Origin of the sequence: Fictibacillus aquaticus (assembly GCF_002245695.1) — a bacterium.
Classification (GTDB): Bacteria; Bacillota; Bacilli; order Bacillales; family Fictibacillaceae; genus Fictibacillus; species Fictibacillus aquaticus.
The window spans coordinates 1136253-1154350 of sequence record NZ_NOII01000001.1 but is presented as its reverse complement, the minus strand read 5'-3'; the positions used below and the strand labels follow the sequence as shown (position 1 = coordinate 1154350).

21 protein-coding genes are annotated in these 18098 nt (G+C 43.6%); 15 read left to right on the top strand and 6 right to left on the bottom strand.

Going from position 1 to position 18098, the window contains the following annotated elements; genetic code table 11:
• Genes aceA through ybaK form a run of 3 tightly spaced genes read left to right on the top strand, consistent with a single transcriptional unit; the run spans position 1 to position 2158 of the window.
• Entirely contained in the window at positions 1 to 1281 is a 1281-nt protein-coding gene (aceA, locus tag CGZ90_RS06020) for an isocitrate lyase (protein WP_094251403.1), read from the top strand.
• Between the two features lie 53 nt (positions 1282 to 1334).
• Positions 1335 to 1625, top strand: a complete 291-nt coding sequence (locus CGZ90_RS06015; RefSeq protein ID WP_094251402.1) for a hypothetical protein — start codon at positions 1335 to 1337, stop codon at positions 1623 to 1625.
• 53 nt (positions 1626 to 1678) lie between these two features.
• Positions 1679 to 2158 carry a Cys-tRNA(Pro) deacylase gene (ybaK, locus tag CGZ90_RS06010; RefSeq protein ID WP_094251401.1) on the top strand — a complete coding sequence of 160 codons (480 nt, stop codon included), beginning with the start codon at positions 1679 to 1681 and terminating at the stop codon, positions 2156 to 2158.
• 38 nt (positions 2159 to 2196) lie between these two features.
• On the opposite strand, the gene CGZ90_RS06005 is transcribed toward ybaK, so the two are convergent.
• Positions 2197 to 2517, bottom strand: coding sequence for a hypothetical protein (locus CGZ90_RS06005; RefSeq protein ID WP_094251400.1), 321 nt, complete (start codon positions 2515 to 2517; stop codon positions 2197 to 2199).
• Between the two features lie 95 nt (positions 2518 to 2612).
• Positions 2613 to 3494: a GNAT family N-acetyltransferase gene (locus CGZ90_RS06000; RefSeq protein ID WP_094251399.1), complete on the bottom strand. Its 882-nt coding sequence runs from the start codon at positions 3492 to 3494 to the stop codon at positions 2613 to 2615.
• 303 nt (positions 3495 to 3797) lie between these two features.
• On the opposite strand from CGZ90_RS06000, the gene CGZ90_RS05995 reads away from it, so the two are divergent.
• On the top strand, positions 3798 to 4850 hold the full coding sequence (locus CGZ90_RS05995; RefSeq protein WP_094251398.1) for a bifunctional transcriptional activator/DNA repair enzyme AdaA: 1053 nt from the start codon (positions 3798 to 3800) through the stop codon (positions 4848 to 4850).
• 36 nt (positions 4851 to 4886) lie between these two features.
• Here the strand turns inward: CGZ90_RS05995 and CGZ90_RS05990 are convergent, their stop codons facing one another.
• Positions 4887 to 5465: an MEDS domain-containing protein gene (locus CGZ90_RS05990; RefSeq protein ID WP_094251397.1), complete on the bottom strand. Its 579-nt coding sequence runs from the start codon at positions 5463 to 5465 to the stop codon at positions 4887 to 4889.
• A gap of 233 nt (positions 5466 to 5698) precedes the next feature.
• On the opposite strand from CGZ90_RS05990, the gene CGZ90_RS05985 reads away from it, so the two are divergent.
• The 4 genes from CGZ90_RS05985 (at position 5699) to CGZ90_RS05975 (ending at position 8549) form a co-directional block, all read left to right on the top strand.
• Positions 5699 to 7228: a serine hydrolase domain-containing protein gene (locus CGZ90_RS05985; protein ID WP_094251396.1), complete on the top strand. Its 1530-nt coding sequence runs from the start codon at positions 5699 to 5701 to the stop codon at positions 7226 to 7228.
• 159 nt (positions 7229 to 7387) lie between these two features.
• A complete protein-coding gene (locus CGZ90_RS20655; protein ID WP_165766781.1) occupies positions 7388 to 7561 on the top strand; it encodes a hypothetical protein in 174 nt (57 codons plus the stop codon).
• 111 nt (positions 7562 to 7672) lie between these two features.
• Complete coding sequence (locus CGZ90_RS05980; RefSeq protein WP_094251395.1) at positions 7673 to 8197, top strand: SRPBCC family protein; 525 nt, start codon at positions 7673 to 7675, stop codon at positions 8195 to 8197.
• 16 nt (positions 8198 to 8213) lie between these two features.
• Entirely contained in the window at positions 8214 to 8549 is a 336-nt protein-coding gene (locus tag CGZ90_RS05975) for an ArsR/SmtB family transcription factor (RefSeq protein ID WP_094251394.1), read from the top strand.
• A gap of 45 nt (positions 8550 to 8594) precedes the next feature.
• On the opposite strand, the gene cyoE is transcribed toward CGZ90_RS05975, so the two are convergent.
• Complete coding sequence (gene cyoE / locus CGZ90_RS05970) at positions 8595 to 9503, bottom strand: heme o synthase (protein ID WP_094251393.1); 909 nt, start codon at positions 9501 to 9503, stop codon at positions 8595 to 8597.
• A 209-nt stretch (positions 9504 to 9712) separates the two neighbouring features.
• Complete coding sequence (locus CGZ90_RS05965; RefSeq protein WP_094251392.1) at positions 9713 to 10591, bottom strand: AraC family transcriptional regulator; 879 nt, start codon at positions 10589 to 10591, stop codon at positions 9713 to 9715.
• A gap of 154 nt (positions 10592 to 10745) precedes the next feature.
• Between CGZ90_RS05965 and CGZ90_RS05960 the strand changes: the two genes are divergently transcribed.
• The 7 genes from CGZ90_RS05960 to tatC all read left to right on the top strand — a co-directional run bounded on the left by CGZ90_RS05960 (position 10746) and on the right by tatC (position 17091).
• Entirely contained in the window at positions 10746 to 11642 is an 897-nt protein-coding gene (locus CGZ90_RS05960; RefSeq protein ID WP_094251391.1) for an aminoglycoside 6-adenylyltransferase, read from the top strand.
• Entirely contained in the window at positions 11639 to 11983 is a 345-nt protein-coding gene (locus CGZ90_RS05955) for a beta/alpha barrel domain-containing protein (RefSeq protein ID WP_094251390.1), read from the top strand. The genes CGZ90_RS05960 and CGZ90_RS05955 overlap by 4 nt, the downstream gene beginning before the upstream one ends.
• Before the next feature lie 35 nt (positions 11984 to 12018).
• A complete protein-coding gene (locus CGZ90_RS05950; RefSeq protein ID WP_094251389.1) occupies positions 12019 to 12933 on the top strand; it encodes a DMT family transporter in 915 nt (304 codons plus the stop codon).
• A gap of 57 nt (positions 12934 to 12990) precedes the next feature.
• Positions 12991 to 14250, top strand: a complete 1260-nt coding sequence (locus CGZ90_RS05945) for an aminopeptidase P family protein (RefSeq protein WP_094251388.1) — start codon at positions 12991 to 12993, stop codon at positions 14248 to 14250.
• Positions 14251 to 14455: 205 nt separating this feature from the next.
• Positions 14456 to 16090 carry a PhoX family protein gene (locus tag CGZ90_RS05940; RefSeq protein WP_094251387.1) on the top strand — a complete coding sequence of 545 codons (1635 nt, stop codon included), beginning with the start codon at positions 14456 to 14458 and terminating at the stop codon, positions 16088 to 16090.
• A gap of 11 nt (positions 16091 to 16101) precedes the next feature.
• Entirely contained in the window at positions 16102 to 16287 is a 186-nt protein-coding gene (locus tag CGZ90_RS05935; protein WP_094251386.1) for a twin-arginine translocase TatA/TatE family subunit, read from the top strand.
• Positions 16288 to 16344: 57 nt separating this feature from the next.
• Positions 16345 to 17091, top strand: coding sequence for a twin-arginine translocase subunit TatC (gene tatC / locus CGZ90_RS05930; protein ID WP_094251385.1), 747 nt, complete (start codon positions 16345 to 16347; stop codon positions 17089 to 17091).
• A 39-nt stretch (positions 17092 to 17130) separates the two neighbouring features.
• Here tatC and CGZ90_RS05925 read toward each other — a convergent pair whose 3' ends face one another.
• Entirely contained in the window at positions 17131 to 18096 is a 966-nt protein-coding gene (locus CGZ90_RS05925; protein ID WP_094251384.1) for a TIGR03943 family putative permease subunit, read from the bottom strand.
• Positions 18097 to 18098: the final 2 nt, after the last annotated feature.

Below are 18098 nucleotides of genomic sequence, written 5' to 3'. Positions count from 1 at the left end.
ATGGAAAAGGAAATTCAAGCACTAGAGGAAAGCTGGAAAAGTGATCAACGCTGGAAGGGGATCGAGCGTCCATACACGGCAGCTGAAGTCGTGAAGCTCAGAGGATCGGTACAGATCGAACATACGCTTGCGCGAAAAGGGGCAGAGAGGCTGTGGAACCTGATTCATGAAGAGGATTATGTCCACGCACTCGGCGCATTGACCGGCAACCAGGCTGTTCAGCAAGTAAAAGCTGGCCTGAAAGCCATATACTTAAGCGGCTGGCAGGTGGCGGCAGACGCCAACCTTGCAGGCCACATGTATCCTGACCAAAGTCTGTATCCGGCTAACAGCGTACCTCAGGTTGTAAAACGCATCAATCAGGCGCTGCAGCGTGCTGACCAGATCGAATACAGTGAAGGAAAGACCGATACGCACTGGTTCGCACCAATCGTCGCTGACGCAGAAGCAGGATTTGGCGGTGCCCTCAACGTATTTGAATTGATGAAATCGATGATTGAAGCTGGAGCGGCAGGTGTTCACTTCGAAGACCAGCTGTCTTCAGAGAAGAAATGCGGACATTTAGGCGGAAAAGTACTGCTGCCGACACAGCAGGCAGTCCGCCACCTAGTTTCAGCACGTCTAGCAGCAGATGTGCTGGGGATCCCTACAGTCTTGATTGCCCGGACGGATGCGAATGCGGCCAACTTGATCACTAGCGATGTCGATCCGTATGATCATCAGTTCTTGACTGGCGAGCGGACAGCAGAAGGTTTCTACCGCACAAATGATGGCCTTGATCAGGCAATTTCCCGCGGACTCGCATACGCACCTTATGCTGACTTGATCTGGTGCGAGACGAGTGAGCCGAATTTGGATGAAGCACGCCGTTTTGCTGAAGCCATCCATGAAAAGTTCCCAGGGAAGCTGCTTGCATATAACTGCTCGCCTTCGTTTAACTGGAAAAAGAAGCTGGATGACGAAACGATCGCCAACTTCCAGCGTGAACTAGGCAAGATGGGCTACAAGTTCCAGTTCGTTACACTTGCAGGATTCCATGCTTTGAACCACGGCATGTTTGAACTCGCACGCGGCTACAAAGATCGCGGTATGGCGGCATATTCCGAGCTGCAGCAAGCAGAGTTCGCGAGCGAGGAGAACGGCTATACAGCAACACGCCATCAGCGTGAAGTCGGAACAGGTTATTTTGACGAAGTGGCACAGGTCATCTCCGGCGGAACGTCGAGTACGACTGCGTTGAAAGGTTCGACCGAAGAAGAACAGTTCAAATCGGCAATCTGATGAAATAAATTCATTTGAAAAGCTGTCCTCTCTTAGGGGGCAGCTTTCTTTGCATGGTTTTTAAAATGGAACCTTCAAAAGAAAAAATGGTATATATTTCAAATGCGATATCAAGTACAATTTTAATAATGCTAAGTGGAGGGGATATCTTGGTAATCTTTTATAAACTGTTAAAGTTTATTTTTATCGTATTTTTTATTATCGTTTATTTAAATGGTGTACATTACCTTACCACTTTGTTTGACTTGCAATATACAATGTTTGAATTTGTACTAATAATAGCAGCAGTAATTTTTGCTTTTATTACAAGTGAAATGTTATTTAAAGAAAAGGCTCAATTTTAAAAGAATGATGCATGCAGGATAATACATAAGTTCTCAGACAAGGAGCATCTCCTATGAAAAAAACTACAAAAACCAACGCGATGCGGATTTTAGAAAGAAATAAAGTAGATTACTTTATGATCACGTACACGTCGGAGGACGGTAAGATCGATGGTGTATCGGTTGCGGACAAGATTGGCAGAAATGCAGAAGAAGTTTACAAGACTCTCATCGCGCAGTCTGCTCGCAAATATCATTACGTATTTGTCATTCCAGTGGAAGATGAGCTGGACCTGAAGAAAGCGGCAAAAGCGGCAGGTGAGAAGAAGGTGGAGATGATTCCGGTGAAGGACATTACACCAATAACAGGGTATGTCCGAGGCGGCTGTTCACCGATTGGTATGAAAAAGGCGCTTCCGACATTTGTCCACAAGAATGCACAACAACTGGAAACAATCATTGTAAGCGGCGGCCAGATTGGGATGCAGATCGAACTGTCACCGCAAGATTTACTAATGGCGGCAAGGGCGTCATTTGCTGATCTTACAAAATAAAGAGGCTTCAGCCAGCATGACTGCCGGCTAGAAGCCTTTTACACTTTTTCTTCCATTTCGCTCGCTTTTTCAATCTTTTCTACGAACATCTGGTAAACTCTTCTTTTTTCTTCAATATCCTTTAAGCTTTGTTTCAGCTCATTGAACTTCTCTTCAAAAGGAATTTGATAAGTAGTTTTGATGTTCTTCACGATTTTGTCGTTGGAAGTGGACTGGATGACCTGTTTCGTGATCCCGAACTTGTATGAATACAGCTGCAAGTCTGCCTTCAGCCTTTCGTACTCTTCATCAAGCTCCTGCTTCTGTACCATCATTTCCTCTTTCCATTGTAGCAGTGAACTCTTTACATATGCGTCCATAACTAACTTTCCCCCTGTCAATAAAACGGTTCATCCTAAACTATTAACTTCAAAAGGTATCTTTATGGGGGTAAGATGTGCGCCGATGCAGGAGATTAGAAATGAACCCCTTTCTTCAATTCATAATAATCAATCTTGCTTTTCTCGACAAAGCCGCATGACTTGTACAAGCCAAGCGCCCGGTCGTTAGTCGCTGCAACCTCAAGTGACTGATGTAATCTGTTCATCTTTTCTTGGCTATAAACGACCGCGTTCATTAAAATGTTGCGCCCGTAGCCTTTCCCGCGGAATTCCTTGGCAACGACAAAACCATATATGAACGCATGATTGTCTGTATCCCTTAAATTCAGCTTTCCAATTGCTGTTCCGTTAAGCTCCGCAATCAGCGTATCACCTTTTAAAAGGCTGGATGAAGCGAAGTTCGCCGCATCCTCCAATGCCATGTCAAACCCGTTCTGATTCAGTCGGGCTATGGCATCTAGGTCCTCTTTCATCGCCTGCCGGATTCCGAGTCCTGAAACAGCGGGAATGTCCATCAGTGTGTTGTCATTGCGCTCCATATAATATTCAGTAAACGAGTAATCACTGCCAACATTTTTACAGAAGGCGTGTCCGCTTGCCGAATTGCCTGGGCAGATCAGAATGAGACAGCTGATGCTGCGGGAAGAGCACTCTTCCTTTGCTGTTTGCACCAGCTGTTTGTAAATCCCGCGGCGTCTGTATTCAGGATGCACCATGCCGCTTGCTTCAATTTCGTCTCTGCCAAAATAATAGAGTCCGAGAAACCCGACAAGAACGTTATTTTCATAATAAAAAATATGATTTTCTGAATCACGTTTATTGTCGCGAAGCATGCTCCAGTTAAGTTTCAAAGTAATGTTTTCATAATTAGAACAAATATCCTCTAGAACTTTGATGTCATCAAGTTCCTGCTTTGTCAATTGGCTGCGCTTGACAATCCCTTGTAATGCATTCATGATTTCAGCCCCCTTTTTATAAATAAAATAGTACCATATAATGGAATGTCCAAACACATAGGTGATAGATTATTATAAACATCAGCTGATGCATTTTACTCAGATGTACGGGTTTGAAAGAGCAACGCTTATTCAACATTGCAAAACAAGCGGCCCGCATGCACAACAGCATTTTTGAAAAGAAAGCATACGCCGTATGTTCAGCAGGTTTAAAGTCAGTAAAATAAAAATATCCATGCCTGATTTTCGTCGGCAGACGGCTGAATTAATGGGTACACTTTATATAAAAAAGGAGGCAGAAAGATGAGAGAACAGGAATTCTATCAGGCACTTGTCGAGAAAAAATCAGAATATGAAGGTGTATTTTTTGTAGGGGTAAAATCGACCGGTATTTTCTGCCGTCCAACATGCCCGGCAAGAAAGCCGAAATTCGAGAATTGTGAATGGTACACAAACGCCAAAGAGGCATTACTTGCTTCCTATCGGCCTTGCAAGCGCTGCCGGCCGCTTTCTCATCCGAATCAGGTGTCGGATGTGGTGCAGAAGCTTGTGCAGGCAGTGGAGGAGAATCCGGAAAAACGCTGGCGCGATGCGGATTTTAAAGAGCTGTCTGTCGATGCCTCGACGGCACGACGGCAGTTTAAGAAACGATTTGGCATGACGTTCGTGGAGTATGCCCGCGCGCGGCGGATGGGTCTTGCGATGAAACAGATCCGTTCAGGCGGAGCCGTGATTGACGCTCAATTAACAGCAGGCTATGAGTCGGGCAGCGGTTTCCGCGATGCATTTTCACGGTTCATGGGCGCGCCGCCGTCACGTTCTGGAAGCAGCAAGCTTCTTAAAGCAAGCTGGATTGATACAGAGCTTGGACCAATGATTGCAATTGCAGATGACAAGGCGCTTTACTTGCTGGAGTTTATAGACCGGCGCGGACTTGAGCGCGAGGTGGAACGCTTGAGACAGAAAACGAAAGCAGCGATCGTGCCAGGTGATACATCTCCAATAACATCCATTCGCCATGAGCTTGACCTTTATTTCAGCGGACGTCTTGACCGGTTCGAGACGCCGGTGCATATGATCGGCTCAGATTTTCAGAAGAATGTTTGGAAAGAGCTGCTAAAGATTTCCCCGGGCAGTACGGCATCGTATTCGAGCATCGCCGCAGCGCTTGGACGTCCGTCTTCATACCGTGCCGTAGCGAGAGCGAATGGTACGAACCAGCTGGCGGTTATCATTCCATGCCATCGCGTCATCAACGCCAACGGGGATTTGTGCGGTTATGCAGGAGGGCTGGCAAGGAAAGAATGGCTTATTAATCACGAAAAGCAGATGAAAGAAGTGAGTCAGAGCAGGTAATGATAGCAAAAAGCTTAGGAAATTGACCTAAGCTTTTTATAATAATTTTATATCACTCGAATTCTGGTAGTGCTCGGACGGAAAGATTTCATCCTCCATGAGAATAAAAGGATGGGTTTCCAACAAGATTTTTTTAAGGTGGTCGGGCATTCTTGCTGCCTCGTACGCGCAAACGTGTGAAAACGACAGTTCATTGACAACCTCATTTACGATTTCCTCTAATTCTTCAATCAGGTACAGCGGGTCTTTTACCGTTGCCCATTCCACATGTGCCCATGAGCGGAAAGGCAGTTTATTTTCCACATATTGCTGAACTGTTTTATTGAAATAGTCCACAATGGCAGGAGGATGATAACTGCCGCTTGAGTAATAGAAATCAAAGTTGTTGACGTAATGGACGAGCTTCATCTCATCTTTACTAAGACAGAGGATCAATTCTTTGTGAATAATACGGTAATTTCGTTCGTTTTCGATTAATACAATATAATCTCCCGCCTCAACCCCATTTTGGATATAGCTCACAGCCTGTTCGATGTAACTCTTCATCCCGTTATAGGAATACAGAACATGAACACTTCTATTATCCTCAATCAACTGGTTCAACGTATTACTCAATTATCATCCCTTCTTTCCTAAAGTTCTTACAGTTTACTAGAATTAAAGAATTTATGCGAATACCGAATTGTTAGAAAATGGATATACAAAACTTATAAACAAGGATTACATAAATAAAACTCTGATTTTACACGAAAATTGTAAATCAACTGTAAAAGTTATAATGAAGGAATAACAGGGTAACAAATCTAATACTTACTGTAGGGGAATATGAAAAGCGAGGGATACAATCATTGGATATTAACAAATTGGAACAAATGATAAATGAAAAAATGAAAACTGCCGCAGTTCCAGGACTTGCAATTGCAGTCGTGGATAAGGACGGAGTCATATATGAAAATGGGTATGGCACTTCAGGAACTTGGGAAGGGGCAGAGCCGGCCAGTACAGAGTCACCATTCTATATTGGCTCACTCACTAAGACTTTGACAGGCGTATTAATCATGAAGATCGTTGAAGAAGGATTGCTAGATCTTGATACGCCGATTGTTAAATATATACCATGGTTCACTTTAGAGGATGAGGAGGCAGCAAATGCAGTGACAACGCGTATGCTGCTCAGTCACACATCTGGATTGCCGCACGTGTTCGAAGCGTTTGGCAGCATGGAGCCTGACGGATTAGAAAAGCTTGTCCGCAGTCTGCCGCAATACAACCTGTTATTTGCACCTGGAAAAACATGGTGCTACAGCGATCTTGGCATTGATACAGCAGGTTATGTCGCAGAAGCTGTAACAGGAAAATATTATGCTGATCTTGTAAAAGAGTACGTATTCGAGCCGCTCGGCATGACGAACTCAGGTTTTGATCACACTGCGTTTAAAGAATTGTCGCAATTGGCTGGACTTCCCGGAAACTCAGCGCATCTGCCTTCTAGTTTTGCCATTTCATCAACATCGGACATGGGAAAATTTGTACAGATGCTGCTGAAGGAGGGTGACGGATTTTTATCTGCAGAATCGATAAAAGAAATGTATACCATTCACGGCGATTATTATTTACCGGATCGCAGCGGTTACGGGCTTGCGATCGAGGTGGATTACTTCCGTTCAGTGAAGCGTCTTTGGCATGATGGGGCAGTCCAAAATTACGGAGCTTGGATGTACGCAGTTCCAGACAGTGAGATTGGTGTCGTCCTCTTGACGAACGGACGCCACGGATTCTGGGACTCTGCCCTCGATATCATCGCGTCAATCTTTAATGAATATATTCGAGAGGATTCAACCGACAGCACTGAACCTTACAACGGACCAGTGATCAGACCGGAACTTTGTGAAGGGACATATACTGGTGCATGGAAGGGTTATGTAAGTGTTCGGGAGGCAGATGGTCAGCTGTATTTTAAGCTGAATGGCGAAGAAACCGTACTTGCTCCGTTTGGCAGGGACCGTTTTATCGGAATGATTGATGGGGAGCAAGTATCTGTCGGGTTCCACGAAAATGGCGAGGATCCGGTCACACAGATCATGGTCGACGGCGTCACTTGTGAAAAGGTATCGCCTATTCCGGATTACGAATACGACCCTGGACATCTGCTTGATTTTATTGGAATCTATAAGAAAAACAGCGATTTACTTCAGTTTCACGTGATAAATAAAACGCTGCACTGCTACGACCAATATGACGATGCATCGCATGAGTGCAAGATTATCAGCTATGATACCGTCGTGGCCGGAAACGTGCTAATCACGTTCGATCGGAAACAGTGCGGTGAACCGACAGGGATCTTGGTTAATAAAAGCGTTCATATGCCGCGTTCTTAACTGTATTCAGCTTAATTTCAGGCACTTGCCACAAGCAAGTGCCTAAGTTATGTAAAAAGAAGAAAAAAGAATGGTAAACTTGCATTATGAGCTGTTTAGTCCAATCAGTGAGCAAATGGATTTACGCAGCGGATAATAGGATAAGGAGTTAAGAAACACATGGAATTAAAAATTTTGGGTCTTTTAGCAGGTATGACAATCTTTTATTTAATTCGATATTTTGCAGAAGAGAGCTATAGAAAACGTGGAATAAAAGGACTGCTGTTCGATATTCTCGTTACGACATTGCTTGGATCAGGTGTGATATGGATTGTTGAGCTTATAAGAAATTAAAAAATCATTCACTAATATTCCTTTACAGGAATATTCTGATGTAGTAATATATAAAATAACATAAGCAAACGGTCATCCAAGATTTAAAAAATGAAACTTGGAGGAGTTAACATGGCAGCTAATCAATCGGCAAGCAGCTTAGTATCACGCACGGAAGGCAAGACTCTTGTTATTGAGCGTGTGGTTAACGCACCGAAAGAACTCGTGTTCAAATGTTTTTCTGAAAGTGAGCATCTGGCAAACTGGTGGGGACCTCAAGGCTGGGAGACGAAGAACTATACGTTCGAGTTTAAGCCGGGTGGAATGTGGCATTATTGCATGACATGCACCGACAAGAATCAAGGCGATTTCTTTGGGATGGAATCGTGCGGAATCGCGGTTTACGAGGAAATCGAGGCGCCAAACAAATTCGTTTATAAAGATTCGTTTGCAGATAAAGAAGGAAATGTTAACGAGAGTATGCCGAGTATGATCGTGACGATGGAATTCGTGGAGTACGAAGGAAAGACGAAAATCATTTCAAGCACGGAATTCGTGACAGAAGAGGCGCTTCAGCAGGTCGTGGACATGGGTGTAGAGCAAGGCTACGCCTCTCAGCTCGAACGCTTGGACGCACTGCTTGAAAAGCTTCAATAAAGATAGGTGAATAAATATGGGCTTACATTTGATTACAGCCATGAACGCACTTTCCGAGCCCAACCGATTTCAGATTGTAGAGCTGCTGCGCGACGGTCCGCTGACTGTCGGCGAGATTGCCGTCAAGCTGGGTATGCTGCAGCCGCAGACATCGAAGCATCTTCGTGTCCTGAATAAAGCCGGCATCGTGAAAGTGGAAGCATCGGCGAATAAAAGGATCTATCACCTGCAGCAGGAGCCGTTTCAGGACATCGATGCCTGGCTGGGCTCTTTCCGGCAATTATGGAATGACCGGTTCGACAGGCTGGAAGATTATCTGAAACAGATGCAGGAGAATGAAAACAATAATTAATTTGAAAAGGCATCCCCGAATGTTGCGGGAATGCCTTTTCGCGCTTTACTTCAATATAAAAATACCGACGAGCGAGTAAACAATGACCGTTGAAAACAAGATCGTCATATGAAACAAGGAATAGATAAAGAGCAGCTTCGCCCATTTTTCGGAATCTTTCTTTTTGCTGTAGCCGTATATACTGAGTACGAGCCAACCGGCGTTAATCAATAAGGCAACGAGTGTCAGCCCTAAACTTAAAGGCAGGAAAAGAAAGCTTGTCAGACAAAGCAAAACGAGATACACATTCGTCTGTACATATGTCCGTTTAATACCCTTTTCAACAGGAAGCATCGGAATTTTGGCTGCCTTATACTCGTCATGGCGCCGTATTGCGATCGCGTAAAAATGAGGCATCTGCCAAATTACTTGAATGATAAACAATGCGAACACTGCAGGATGGGCAAGGGTTCCTGTCATTGCAGCCCAGCCTATGAGTGGCGGCATCGCGCCGGAGATGCTCCCGATTTCCGTGTTGTAAACGGTTCTGCGCTTGCTCCACATCGTGTACGGCACCACATAAAAGAACAAGCCAAGAAAGCCAAGCACGGCAGCTAGCGGCGTTGTGAATGCGAGAGCGGTGATACCTGCTGCCGCCATTACAGCTGCAAGCATAAGTGCAGTCTTGACTTTGATTTCCCCTGTAACGGTTGGCCTGTTTTTCGTGCGCTCCATAATTGCATCAATATCACGGTCGTAGATGTTATTAAACGTTCCGGCAGCTCCGATTACGAGAATCGTCCCAATCAAGACAAAAAGCACATCTGCTAGCTTTTCAGCGGGATTCAGATTGTACGTATATAATGCCAGCGTCAGACCCGCAAACATCGGAACAAGATTGGACTTAATGATCCCTGTCTTCACCGTTTGGGAAAGTACACCTGGCTTTTTCTGTTTTTTTAACTTTCTTTCCATGTGAACAGACACCAACTTCACTATATTTGTATTTCTCTTTTTATACCATCTTTTTAAGTATATCCTGAAAATGGTACTAATAGAGTAGAGTCGTGCTGTTTTATTTTATAGAAAAAGAACGGAAAATCCAAAGAACTTTTCGTGAATTTTTTTAAATAAGCATCAAAAAGGAGCGTAACAGCATGATTTAGCTGTTACACTCCTGGATTTTAAAGCGCTCTTTTTTTAACGGGTATCCAAATTTCGCTCCTGAACGTTGGGGAAGTGACGTCTTTATGTTCGTTCCACAAGATCTCAGGACCGTTAATTTGCTCATAGATTGAGGATGGGAACCACTCGGAATAAACGCGGCCCCAAACATCCTGCAGTGTTTCTGGAAATGGACCAACTGCTTCAAAAACGGCCCATGTGCCAGCAGGAATCTCATACTTTTCAAGGTCTCCACGGCAATCTTTAGTAGTCGCCGCACCGATATAGTGATCGAGCTCGCCTTTTTCCTCCATTCTTCCTTCAGAAAAATTTGCTGAGGCACTGATCAAGCCATGAGGTTCAACATTGGATAAGTTCTTAAGCAACTGGATGGTTTCACTGTTAAGACTCTGCCACATAGCGGCGATTTCAGGGTTCACACCATTAAACACAAGCGGAACGCGTTTTTTTATCCCAGCAATATGAAAGGCCTCTTTATCAACTAAACGATAGTTCATTTCACTTCCTCCTTTAATGGACAGCTGGAAGGTCATGCGAGGATATGCTTTCAGCGAATGGCTGCTGTTTTTCGCTTCAGACGGTGTAATGCCGTGAAGCTGCTGGAAAGCTCTTGTGAACGAATCAGGTGACTGGTATCCGTATTTCAACGCGATATCAATGACCTTGACGTTCTGTTCCCTGATCTCAAAAGCCGCCAGTGTCAGCCTTCTGCGTCGAATATATTCAGACAATGAAATACTAGCAAGAAAAGAGAACATCCGTTTAAAGTGGTATTCCGAACAATACGACATCCGAGCGGCTTCTTTTATATCAATGTTGTCTGTTAAATGGTCCTCGATATACTGCATCGAACCATTCATAGAAGCAAGCAAATCCATGTTCTGACCTCCTTTATCTATACATTAACAGGAGCAATCTGCCGCAGCCCGACTTTCCGTGCCGTGTTCTGCAGGGGCTGTTATTCTCAGTATAGAGGAAGAGCCGGTATGATAGCGAATATACATACGACCTGAAATGAACAGGAGGTACCTTATGCGCAGCGAAAGAGAAATGATGGATTTAATTATAGAAACAGCGGAAAAAGATGACCGTATACGAGCGGTGTACATGAACGGCTCGCGCACCAACCCGAGAGCGCCACGAGATCTGTTTCAAGATTATGATATCGCGTATGTCGTAAAAGAAACAGCGTCATTCTTAGCTGATGAAGAATGGATATCAGTCTTTGGCGACCGTATCATGATGCAGGAGCCGGACAAGCTTGACCAGATAATCGGACAGAAAGTGAGCATCGAGGAGTCATACGCGTATCTTATGCTGTTTTCAGACGGCAACCGTATCGATCTGACGTTAAAAACAGCAAATCGAGCGATCGGTGAATATACCGGAGACAGCCTTACGATTCCGTTGCTCGACAAAGACGGAATATTACCAGACATACAACCGGCGAACGACTATGATTATCATGTAAAAAAACCTACCGAGGCGCACTACTTTGGTTCTTGCAATGAGTTCTGGTGGGTGTCACAAAACGTAGCAAAAGGACTTTGGCGTGATGAACTGCCTTACGGGAAGGCAATGTTCGAACGGTATGTACGCGCAAAACTCGATGAAATGGCATCCTGGTGGATCGGCATGCACCATGATTTCAACGTTTCACCAGGAAAGCTGGGGAAGTATTTCAAAAAGTACCTGCCGGAAATCTATTGGACTTTGTACAAAAAGACGTATGCTGACAGCCATTCAGCCAGCACATGGGACGCTCTGTTCTCAGCTGTCGAACTGTTCAGAACACTCGGAAAGGACGTAGCGATAGAGCACGGTTTTACGTACAAAACAGAAGATGACCAAAATATGACGCGCTACTTAACGGCAGTACGCAGTCTTCCTGCAGATGCGGAGGCGTTTACGGAGGAAATAAAACGATGAAAAGGACACTGCACATTACGGCTTCACAAGCCGTGCGATTAAAGGATAGAACGAGCGGCGTTACATTGTTCAAACCTTCTGGGGTACGGTACTCATACCCGCATATCGATTTATCCAGCAAAATGGTCACCGCCATCGTTACGTTTGAAAACGAAACAGTGATGACGGTGAAAGTGGATGTGAAGAACGATAGAGTTCATGTGGAAGGGAACGTCGATGGTCTCGAAGAAATATCGCTGGACAAAGAATCATTCCTAAACATGTTCAAACACCAAGCAAACTATTTTATCGAAAACAACATCTCCAGTGAGGAGGAGTGGAAAGAAAGGTTGCGTAACTAAATCGAGGACAACTAATAATCAGGAGCAAACACACCATGACTAATTTTCTTTACATCTTTTGTTTAATCATATGGGGGCTTAATTTTATTGCAGTGAAAATACAAGGCACACCAGTCAGTCTTGAACTGTCCTTAACCTATCGTCTCGCCGCGACAGCCTTGCTGTTCTTAGTGCTGCTGCTCGTCATGAAGCCAGCAGGAAAGCCAACGAGAAAAGACTTGCCTTACATTATTACGTTTGGGCTGTGCAACTTTGCATTAAGCTATCTTTGTCTGTATTACGCGACCATCATGAGCTCGGCGGCAATCGTCACCCTAATTTTTTCATTAAAAGTTATTCTGACACCGGTCGCGCTGCGTATCTTTTTAAAAGAAAAGCTGCATGCACGCCTGCTTACTGGAGGCATTCTTGGCGTGTTCGGCGTATGTCTCGTGATCTATCCTAACTTATCAAGCCTTCAGATGACGGATCTGCAGGGGATATCGTTGGCTCTGCTCGGAACGGTCATAACTGCAATCGGGGATGTGAGTTCTGCACGAAACGCACGAGCTAAAGTTAACCCTGTGTATGCCAATACGTTTGGCTTTACAGCAGCGAGCTTGGTAATGGGAGCACTCGTCCTTTATCAGAACGGACCGATTCTCATGCCAACAGCACCGACTTATCTTGGCGCACTTCTTTATTTAACAGTCGTAGCTTCATTCCTAGCGTGGCTTTTCTATTTAAAGCTTATTGAAGACATTGGCGGTGCAAAAGCAGGCTACATGGTGGCACTTTTCCCAGCAATCGGGGGTATCGCTTCTGTACTGATAGGAGAATCAGAACTGACTTTATTTCTTGTAGCAGGATGTGCTGCGAGTTGTATCGGCGCTGGTATAGCTCTTGGAATTAAGCTTCCGTTTTTTTCTTCAAAACAAAAAGGTATCCATGATTTAGGAAAGAACTTATAATATAACTATATAAATAAACTCATTAGTCTATTTAAAAACCCTAAAGGAGGATTTTAAATGAACAAAGACTTTTTTACTCAAAACCGCAGCCGTTTGCAAGAGGTTCTGCCTGACGAATCAATGACCATTCTGTTCGCTGGCGAAGCTCCGTTTAAGAGTGCCGATGAACGCTATAAATTCACACCGAACCGCAACTTTTATTATCTTACTGGAATCAATGAGCCTAACGTGACGCTTGTCATCCAAAAAAGCGGAAGCGATGTGAAGGAAACACTTTTCATCCAAAAAGCGGATTCAGTGATGGAGAAATGGGTAGGGAAGACGGTTTCTGAGGACGAAGCGAAAACAATTTCCGGAATCGAGAACATCCAGTTCAATGAGAGCTTTGAAGGGATGCTGACGGGAGCTTTCTTTAGAGAAAATCAAAAACTTGTGTGTTTAGACTTAGAACGCAGAGAGTGGACAGGCGCACAGACGAAAACGCTGCAGTTCGCAAAGCATCTAAAAGACCATTATCCTCACGTTGCAATCCACAACATTTATCCAGAAATCTGTGAACTGCGCGTGATTAAGACTGAAGAAGAGATCGAAAAGATAAAAGAAGCGATCGCAATCACTAAAGACGGCATCTACAATGTACTAAAAAATGCGAAACCTGGCATGATGGAAAATCAGCTTGAGGCGCATTTTGATTTCACTTTAAAATCTGCAGGCGTAAAGGATTTTGCATTTGGAACGATTGCGGCGAGCGGCAAGAATGCGACCGTTCTGCATTATGAGCATAACAATGCGAAAACGAACAGTGGTGAACTCGTCCTGCTTGATCTGGGTGCGCAGAAGGATTATTACAACGCGGACATCAGCTTCACGTTCCCGGTAGACGGCACGTTTACACCTCGCCAAAAAGAGATCTACAACATCGTGCTAAAAGCGCTGAAAGAAACGACTGAGCTTATTAAGCCAGGATTAAAGTATGCAGAGCTAAACGAGCATGCACGCAAGGTTTTGGCGGATGAACTGAAGAATACCGGTCTCATTCAAGACGACTCTGAAGTGTCGAAATACTATTACCACAGTGTCGGCCATTTTCTGGGGCTGGACACACATGATGTCGGATCGTATAAAGACCGTGTGCTTGAGCCAGGCATGGTCCTGACTATTGAGCCAGGTCTGTATATTGAGGAAGAATCTATCGGAATACGTCTCGAGGATGATATTCTCGTAACGGCTGAAGGATATGAGAACCTTTCAAAGGAGATTATCCGCACGGTGGATGAAATCGAAAGCTTTATGGCGGAAAATAAACAGCTTATATAAGCAAAAAAAGCCCGGTCTTAAATTAGACTGGGCTTTTGTATTTTACGTATTAACTTACTAGATTGGCAGTGATATTAAAAATACTGTTTTTACAATAGTGTAATTATAAATTACATAAGGTTTGTATTTTAAACATATGGGATTAACAATCTAACGATATAGTTACCTTGAAACAGAGCTTAAATACTCATGTTGGAGGTAGCACATGGAAAACAAACCACTGAATAGACGTACTTTTTTAACATACCTTGGAACAGGAGCAACTGCTTTGGCTGCAGCAACTTCGGGGTTAGGGGTCTTAAGTGAAACGGTTAACGCACAGTCAAATAGCTTAATGCGTATGAAGCCAAGAAAAACAGGCTTTAAGTTTCAGCCAATTGAACCATCAAGCAAGGATGAACTCGTGTTGCCAAGAGGCTATACGTACGATGTAGTAGCATCCTATGGCGATATCATAAATCCATCAAAAGATACATTCGGCTATAACAACGACTATACACTGTTCTTTCCAATGAAAGAGGATGAAGACCGAGGTTTGCTTTGGGTCAATCATGAATATACAAACCCCCTATATGTAGAGGGAGAGAAGGTTAACGATAAATATACACCTGCACAAATCGAGAAACATCTATATAACCAGGGTGGATCAATCATCGAAGTGTATCAAGATAAGGACGGAAGATGGAAACTTGACCGCACTTCAAAATTCGCTCGCCGTGTCACGGGACTAACGCCTTTCGCGTTGACTGGACCTGCTAAAGGGTCAACGGCTGTGAAGGGTGCAACGGAAGTTCAGGGAACATTTGCGAACTGTTCAGGTGGACGTACTCTATGGAACACGGTTTTGTCGTGTGAAGAGAACTTTGAATCGACTTCAGAAGAAGCAGGGCTAGAGCCTGCTCATTACGGATGGGTCATTGAGGTCGATCCGTTCGATCCTGCCTTTAAAGTTCGTAAACACACAGCGCTAGGCCGTTTTAATCACGAAAATGCATCTATGGGAATCGCTAAAGACGGCCGTGCAGTCGTATATATGGGCGATGATAAGAAGGATGCCTGCGTCTACAAATTTATAAGCAAAGGAAAATACAATAAAGCCGCTGGGAAGAAAAATTCAGCACTATTAGAAGAAGGAACTCTTTATGTTGCCGATCTTAAGAAAGGAAAATGGACGGCATTAACGATTGAAGCGGTACGTGAGGCTGCGAGCGGGAAAGCGGATCTGCTTGAGAAGTTTAAAACACAGGGAGATGTTGTGGTGAACTGTCACGATGCAGCCATCCTTTTAGGCGGTACACCGACTGACAGACCTGAAGATGTGGAAATTTCGCCATTTGACCAAACGATCTTTGTGGCTCATACAAACAATGATAAGCATGGCAACATGCATGGCCACATCACTCGATTCTTTGAAAAGGATGGAGATTTAGGTTCAGAAGAGTTTGATTTTGAAATTTTCGCAGCAGGCGGACGCCAAAGCGGATTCAGTGCACCCGATAACCTGACCTTTGATAGCAATGCAAATCTATGGACAGTTACTGATATTTCTTCAGACAAACTAAATACGGCAGTATGGAAAAGCTTTAAGAATAATGGAATGTTCATGATTCCTACAATCGGTCCAGACAAAGGGATCGCGTACCAATTTGCATCAGCACCTGTGCAGGCAGAGCTTACAGGGCCTTGTTTTACACCAGATGAAAAAACGCTGTTCCTTTCCGTCCAGCATCCTGGTGAAGAAACAACAGATAAAGCAAATCCTACAAGTACATGGCCGCAAATCAGAGGCGGCAACATGCCACGGCCTTCTGTAGTAGCCATTCGCGGATTTAAATTTTAAGGAGGTACACTATGTTTCAAAATATTGGAGTACCAGGATTAATTCTGATTCTTGTTATCGCCCTTATTATATTTGGGCCGTCCAAACTTCCTGAAATCGGACGGGCATTTGGAAGCACATTAAGAGAATTTAAGAATTCAGCAAAAGACTTAATGTCATCAGATGAAAAAGAAGAAAAAACATCTTCAACAAAATAAGTAATGCAGGGTGCAGGGAAATGTCCTGCACCCATTTTACAAGGGGAGGGGAACCCTATGAAGAATCAAGAAATGCTGTTTGTTGAACATTTAGGAGAACTGAGAAAACGTATCTTAATTACTCTCGGCGCGTTTCTTCTATTTTTCTGCGCCGGGTTCTATTATGTCGAGGAAATTTATAATTGGCTGGTAAGAGATTTAGATCATAAGCTGGCAATACTTGGTCCAAGTGATATTTTGTGGATTTATTTTGTCATTAGCGGCGTCGCTGCATTAGCGTTTACCATTCCGGTTGCCGCTCATCAAACATGGATGTTTGTGAAGCCTGCTCTTGGAAAAAGAGAGCAGCGCATCACACTTTCTTATATCCCAGCACTATTTCTTTTATTTCTTAGCGGGCTGTCATTCGGATATTTTATCGTCTATCCGATGGTGCTGCAATTCTTGATGAAGCTGTCAGAAGGCCATTTTGAAGTGTTCTTCACCTCTGAAAAATACTTTTCCTTCGTCTTGAACCTAACTCTTCCGTTTGGTTTCTTATTTGAAATACCATTAATCGTTATGTTTTTAACTTCTATTGGTATCATTAATCCGGAAATGCTGAAAAAGTCCAGGAAAATCGCATACTTTGGATTGATCCTTGTTTCGATTACGATTACACCACCCGATTTTGTTTCCGATTTTCTCGTTACGATTCCGTTGCTGCTCTTGTATGAAGTGTCCATCTCGATTTCTAGAATCATGTACAAAAAAAAGCATAGGAATCAGCATTTAAAGGCAGTTGAAACTGAAAAGGCATCATAAAAAACCCCCAATATGGGGGTTTTTTGTGATGAGTTTGGATTAATTTATCCCTAAACTTTCGCTGCTCGGATAAACATAAGGATCTTTTGGTTCTTTTACTTTTTTATATTTGTTTACAATAATCAGCGGGAGCTTTTGTCTGTTGAAAGTTGTTTTATCTATCGTTCCGGATATTTCGTACCACGTATCTTTCTTCCAGGTTTTTACGTCTGGTCCGGTAACGATTGTCCCGTAAACAGCTGAATCAGCAGAACAGCAGTTCATAGCGAAACGGGCGATCACCGCTTGGTCTTCAGGCATATTTTCCTCACGGTAGACGAAGCCGAGTGTTGTCATCTCTTTCCCTAAAAAGCGGTCCAGATAGATGTCAACAACACTCATCACGTCCAAGTAATTTTCAGATGTCACGTTGATTTGATCTTTGTTGTCTAATTTAGAAGCAAACTCTTTATAGTAGTCGTTAACATCAACATATTGTATTGGATTTTCTTCCTGAATATTTTCTTCTATTTTTTCAATGTACGCTTCAGGGTCTTTTAAATATTCATCAACATCTACTTTTGGAGTTGGAACGGTTTTCCCGTCTGCCGTTTCCGTTGTTGGTTTCGTGTATAGTCCAGAACCGTACTTTACCCCTCGTTTATCAGCGATTGAACTATCCATTGATTTTTCAGGTGAAATGAATCCCGTCAGAATAGGTATGACGAATAACAGGTACACAAAGAAATGCTTCATTGAAGATCCTTTAGGACGATGGTCAACACCGCAGTCGCAGGCCAATTCTTCTTCTTGGCCTTTTTGGGTGCTTCTAAAAAACTGAGTAACACCAAGCACACCAAAAACCACGACAGCGAAATAAGCAAAAGGTTTCATTTTCGGTGCGATAAAGAGACCCAATTTGCCATTAGCGATAAGGCCAATCAGCAACAGCATGAATCCTATTAGAATAATACCTCTGATATACGTATGAAATCCCCAGTCTTGTTCTTCCTTCAACTTGATCATCC